General features: G+C 59.3%; 4 protein-coding genes and 1 pseudogene. 2 read left to right on the forward strand and 3 right to left on the reverse strand.

The window, feature by feature from the left end:
* Positions 1-89 precede the first annotated feature (89 nt).
* Positions 90-347, forward strand: a pseudogene (locus B0W55_RS15845) (short chain dehydrogenase); the annotation flags it as partial.
* A 120-nt stretch (positions 348-467) separates the two neighbouring features.
* Here the strand turns inward: B0W55_RS15845 and gbcB are convergent.
* A complete protein-coding gene (gene gbcB, locus B0W55_RS15850) occupies positions 468-1,568 on the reverse strand; it encodes a glycine-betaine demethylase subunit GbcB (RefSeq protein WP_077046880.1) in 1,101 nt (366 codons plus the stop codon).
* A 295-nt stretch (positions 1,569-1,863) separates the two neighbouring features.
* Here gbcB and gbcA point away from each other — a divergent pair, with 295 nt between their 5' ends.
* Complete coding sequence (gene gbcA, locus B0W55_RS15860) at positions 1,864-3,159, forward strand: glycine-betaine demethylase subunit GbcA (RefSeq protein ID WP_077046882.1); 1,296 nt, start codon at positions 1,864-1,866, stop codon at positions 3,157-3,159.
* 760 nt (positions 3,160-3,919) lie between these two features.
* Here gbcA and B0W55_RS15865 read toward each other — a convergent pair.
* On the reverse strand, positions 3,920-5,107 hold the full coding sequence (locus B0W55_RS15865; protein WP_083743200.1) for a retropepsin-like aspartic protease: 1,188 nt from the start codon (positions 5,105-5,107) through the stop codon (positions 3,920-3,922).
* A gap of 253 nt (positions 5,108-5,360) precedes the next feature.
* Positions 5,361-5,927 carry a GNAT family N-acetyltransferase gene (locus B0W55_RS15870; RefSeq protein ID WP_077046884.1) on the reverse strand — a complete coding sequence of 189 codons (567 nt, stop codon included), beginning with the start codon at positions 5,925-5,927 and terminating at the stop codon, positions 5,361-5,363.
* Positions 5,928-6,000 lie beyond the last annotated feature (73 nt).

Genomic DNA, 6,000 nt, shown 5'->3' on the forward strand with positions numbered 1-6,000 from the left:
CCACAATGACTCAAGGCGCGCAAAGACATCGTCTACATTGACTGCTCGGATAACGACAATCAGGAGCGCACGCATGTCATTGCAAGGCAAAACCCGGCATGAGCATGCTGACGCTGGGGATGAGCGAGGAATTCAAGAATTATGGGATCAGCGTCAAATCGCTGTGGCCGCAGACGATGATTGCCACTGCAGCGCACGTGATTCTGAGCAGTGCCAACCGCAGCGTGACCGGGTGGTTGCTGATCGACGAGCAAGTACTATGGGAAAGCGGCATCACCGAATTCAATCACTATCGGTTCAACACCGATAGCGACGACACGCTAATGCCCGACCTGTTCATCGACTGAACAAACGCAAAACCTGTGGGAGCGAGCTTGCTCGCGAATGCGCTGTGTCAGTCGACCTCAATGTTGAATCAATGACCGCCTTCGCGAGCAAGCCCACTCCCACAGGGATCAAGGTGTGTATCAGAACTCGATACGAACATCGCCCTTCGGCACGCTGCAGCACGACAGGATGTACCCTTCGGCCTCGTCTTCTTCGGTGATCCCGCCGTTGTGCTCCATCTCCACTTCGCCGCCCAGCTTCAACACCTTGCAGGTGCCGCAGATGCCCATGCCGCAGGCCTTGGGGATCAGCAGACCCGCCTTGGCCGCCGCAGCATGCACGGTTTCGCCAGGCGCCACGCGAATGCTCTTGCCGGACGCGGTGAATTCCACCTGATGCAGGTCCGCCACATCCAGATCCGCCGCTTCAGCCGCCTGCTCGGCATGTTCCACGGCATCGGCGCGCGCTTCCGGTGGCGTCGCACCGAAAGACTCCTCGTGATAGCGCTTCATGTCGTAGCCGGCGTTTTCCAGCAAACGCTTGACCGCCGTCATGTAGGGCGTCGGCCCGCAGCAGAACACTTCGCGTTCGAGGAAGTCCGGCACCATCAATTCGAGCATCTTGTGATTGAGGTAGCCACGATAACCGGCCCAAGGCTCGCCCAAACCATGCTTCTCGCAGATCAGGTGCAGGCTGAAGTTGTCGATCCGCGACGCCATGTGCTCCAGCTCGCGGTGATAGATGATGTCTTTGGGCGAACGGGCACTGTGGACAAACGTCATGTCGACATTGCCGTTGGTGTCGTAGAACCAGCGGGCCATGGACATGCACGGTGTGATCCCCACGCCGCCGCTCAGGTACAGCACTTTAGGGCTCGGGAAATCCATGGCGTTGAACAGCCCGACCGGCCCGTGCACCGCCAGCTCCTGGCCTTCGTGCAGGGTGTCGTGCAGCCAGTTGGACACCTTGCCGCCCGGCACACGCTTGATGGTCACGGAGAAGCTGTAGGGTACCGACGGCGAGCTGGAAATGGTGTACGAGCGCATGATCGGCTGCCCTTCGATCTCCAACTCCAGGGTGACGAACTGCCCCGGCTTGAAGAAGAACATGATCGGCTGGTCCGCCATGAAGCAGAAAGTGCGCACATCCCAGGTTTCCTGGATGACTTTGACGCAACGGACGATATGCCGACCATTGGCCCAGGTCTGGGTGGTTACCGGGTTCAGGAAGTTGTTGGACATGCTGATCTCCACGGCCGACTGTCGGCCTTCATGTTGGCGATTCTGCGTATAGCGCAGATCACCCATTTACCTATCTGCGACATTGACATGCTTATCGCGACCAGCCCCCAACGACCGGCCCTTGCGCGTCGGGAACAGATTGCACCATGTCGCCCATGGATAAGGTTCTGGCCAGCGCCGGCCCCACACTCGCCCCATACCAAGACACGATCTTTACACCTTGCGTAGCAACCGTTAGCAGCACACCTGATCAGCCACTTTCGCCGGCCACGCAGATGGCCTTGAGGATTAAACGATGGACGTCACCACTACCCTGAGCCTGGGCGATCCGCTGGAACCCGCACGCAAGGCCACCGCCCAGATGCTGCAGGAGCGCGAGCGCACGTTCTCGCTGCCGCAGCCGTTCTACTCTGATGAGCGCCTGTTTGATATCGACATGCAGGAGATTTTCCAGAAGGAGTGGCTGATTGCCGGCATGACCTGCGAGATCCCGGCCAAGGGCAACTACCTGACGCTGCAAGTGGGCAAGAACCCGATCATCGTGATCCGTGGCGCCGAAGGTGTGGTCCACGCGTTCCACAACGTCTGCCGCCACCGCGGCTCGCGCCTGTGCACCAGCGACAAGGGCAAGGTCGCCAAGCTGGTTTGCCACTACCACCAGTGGACCTACGAACTCGATGGTCGCCTGCTGTTCGCCGGCACCGAAATGGGCGCCGACTTCGACATGAAGCAGTACGGCCTCAAGCCTGTGAACGTAAAGACCGCCGGCGGCTACATCTTCATCAGCCTGGCGGAAAACCCGCCGGCCATCGATGACTTCCTGTCGACGCTCAACCACTACATGGAACCGTACGACATGGAGAACACCAAGGTGGCGGTGCAAACCACCTTGATGGAAAAAGCCAACTGGAAACTGGTGCTGGAAAACAACCGCGAGTGCTACCACTGCAACGCGTCGCACCCGGAACTGCTCAAGACCCTGCTGGAATGGGACGACGTCACCGACCCCCGCGCCGACCAGGCGTTCAAGGACCACGTCGCCGCCTCCGCCGCTGCCTGGGAAGCCGAGAAGATCCCGTACGCCCACGCCAGCTTCGGCCTGCGCAACCGCATCGTGCGCATGCCGCTGCTCAAGGGCACCGTGTCGATGACCATGGACGGTAAACAGGGCTGCGCCAAACTCATGGGCCGCATCAAGAACCCGGACCTGGGCTCGATGCGCATCCTGCACCTGCCGCATTCGTGGAACCACTGCATGGGCGACCACATCATCGTGTTCACCGTGTGGCCGATCAGCGCTCAGGAAACCATGGTCACCACCAAGTGGATCGTGCACAAGGACGCCGTCGAAGGCGTGGACTACGACGTGGAGCGCATGCGCCAGGTCTGGGATGCCACCAACGACCAGGACCGTCGCCTGGCCGAAGAGAACCAGCGTGGGATCAACTCCACCGCCTACCAGCCAGGCCCGTACTCCAAGACCTACGAGTTCGGCGTGGTGAACTTCGTGGATTGGTACAGCGAGCGTCTGCTGAACAACCTCGGGGCCGAGCCTGCGCCGTACCTCAAGGGCGTTCCTGTCCAAGGTTAAGGTCAAAGGCTTCGCGAGCAAGCCCGCTCCCACATTGGATCCGTGTCGTTCACGCATCTGCCGTGGGAGCGGGCTTGCTCGCGAAAGCGTCCTGCGTCACAACCATTACCGTCATGCCCCCCTCAGAACTGTACGAAATATGATCTATTGCGTTCAGCGCTATACCCTGCGCCGCTCCCAGCCTTCCGCGAACAAGTTATCCACACCTCCACCCACAGCAAATGGGGACAACTGTGGAAAATCGCTAAACTTTCTCCACAGAAACTGAAGAAAATCCGTGACTTATTCCTGAAGCAGGTTTTCATCAGCGTCTGATCATTTAATGATCAAACCTATGAAAGCCCCGTTAAACGGGGCCTGTAGAGGATGGCAAACACCTTATCCACAGAAGCGCCAACAGCAATTGGGGGCAACTTTCAAGCATCTGTGGAAAACCGCTGAAAGCCGCCAAATCCAAGGCTTTACCCGGGGAATAACGCTGCAAAAACCCGAATTGCTCGTTTTTTAACCAAACTCACGAAACCCTTTATCTACGTCGCCTGTAGCGGTAAGCAAACATCTTATCCACAGAAGCGCCAACAGAGATTGGGGGCAAGTCCCAGGCTTATACGCTGGAAAAACCCATGAAAAACCGTCGCTTAGGCTGATTGTTTTTTGAGCGAAGGGCTACAGGCCACGGTTTTCAACGGCCCCGGCAAGGGGCGAACACGTTATCCACAGAAGCGCTAACAGGGATTGTGGGTAAAGGTACCGATTGCGTTCAAACCTTGTTGAAACACGACCGACCCGCTTCGATATCCAGGTCGAGCTCAAAGTCATGGAAGGCACGCCACCCCAGCAGAACAGAGGGCACGTAACGCCCCAGCACCTTCGACGGCGGGATGGTGAAGCCTGGGTAGTAGCGGTAGGTGATCGGCAGACGATGGCCCGGCAGGCTCAGTACGCCCTTGAAGCTCTGGTAGCGGAGCCTGTCAGCGTTGCCCGGCGGTGAATTGCCAGGGGGCTGCGCCTGCACGACATTGACCTGCTCACCCGGCAGCGCCGAGGTCAGGTAATCGACGTTGCCGGTGTCGATGATCGCCTGGGTGGTGCGGTTATCCAGGCTGGCGTCGATGGTCAGGCGCTGGTTCAGGTCGGTGCGGGTATAGACAATCGGCGAATCGCAGCGAGCGGAGCGCGCCGGGTTGAGCTCCAGGGCCTTGCGGGTGATTTTCAGTGGACCCAACTTGCTGATCAGGTCGAGTCCGAGCAGGTTGTCACGGTCGCTGACGAATACCAGCACGTTGCGCAATTGGCTTGTGCCGACGTTCAAGGCGTCGATCACTCCAAGCCTGGCTGACAGCTCAGTTTCGCCGTAAAACGTGCTGTAGGCGTAATGGGAGTCGCTCAACAGCTTGATGCCCATCAGTCGGGCGGTGTCGTAGTTGACCCGGGTTTGCGGGGCGCCGGTGTCGAGGACAAAACGCGCCGAATGCCCGTTGGCCGCACGGACATCGATAAAAGGCAGCACTTCGTCGGCAATGAACCCGTCGCTGGCGTACGGATAAAGCTTCAGCACTTCGCGCTGCCGGGTTCTTTTCACGGTGAAATCACCCGTCGCCCGCAGGGTGGCCAGGGACTGATCACCGAACATCGAGAACAGCCCTGTCAGCTCGGGATCGGCTTCGATGGCCCGGGCATGCCGGCGCTTGATCGCCTGGTAGTAATCCGGCAGTTGGTTGGCGACCTTGAGCTCGAACATCCGGGCGATGACCGATACGGAACAGTCGAGGTTTTTGTCGTCCTGGAGCTCGCGGTCGCAGCGCTCGCGCATGTGCGCCACAGACGCCCTTTGCCCCGGCTCCGAGGCCAGCCATTGATGGAAGTCCTGATCGGCCGAATGCAGTTGATTGCCGGCGGTTGATCCCGTCGATATCACCAGCAGCAGGCAAAGCGTTAGAGGCTTCATGGCCGACCCACTCATAAAAACCAGGTTTTATGAACAAGCGCTGAACCTGCGAAAGCTCCCTTGCAGCGTGCTGCACCCTGACCAGCGCACAGTGGAAATGTAGCTCAACGTTGGTCTGGGTGAATGACTGGTGCAAGACCCTGTGGGAGCGTGGCTTGCCCGCGAAAAAACGCCCTGACAATGCGGTTGTTCAGGCTGCCCGCGTTATCGTTGACGTCCATCGCGAGCGAGCTCGCTCCTACAGGGGGTGGCGCTAGGGCCGGTACATGAGGAAGGCTTCGCCGGTGACCCGAATCATCGGGTGCGGGGTGATCTGGCAGGTGTCGACGATACGGAAGCCATGGCGCTCATAGAAGCGGCGGGCACCGGCGTTGGCGGCGTAATCGATCAGGCTCAGGCCATTGAGGCCGAGCTGGTTGGCGCGGTCGTAGGCGTAGGCGAGGAACTGCCGGCCCAGCCCCTGGTTGCGCCAGCCTTCATGCAGGGCCAGGCTGGAGATATAAAGTGTGTCGGGGATTTCCATCGTCGCGTAGGGCGCCAACACCGGATCGGTCACCGGCGCTGCCAATGGATCGTGACGCATGACATAGCTGTGAAGCATGCCGATGACCTGTCCGCCCGCTTCGGCGATCAGGCAGTTCTGCCAGGAAAAATCCACATCGTCACGGGCGTAACGCTGGGCGCCGACGTCCAACAAGTCCTGGCCGGGCTCGGCCAACTGGCTCCAGATGTAATCTGAAGCGCCTTCGGATGAAATCTGGAACAGACGGGCAATCTCACGCGCATCCGCGCGCGTGGCCGGACGAAATTCAACGGTCATTGTTTTCTCTTGGACTTGAGTTAAAACAGGGCCTTGTGGGAGCGGGCTTGCTCGCGAAAGCAGGGTGTCAGAC

The sequence above is a fragment of the Pseudomonas sp. KK4 genome, from assembly GCF_001984065.1.
Classification (GTDB): Bacteria; Pseudomonadota; Gammaproteobacteria; order Pseudomonadales; family Pseudomonadaceae; genus Aquipseudomonas.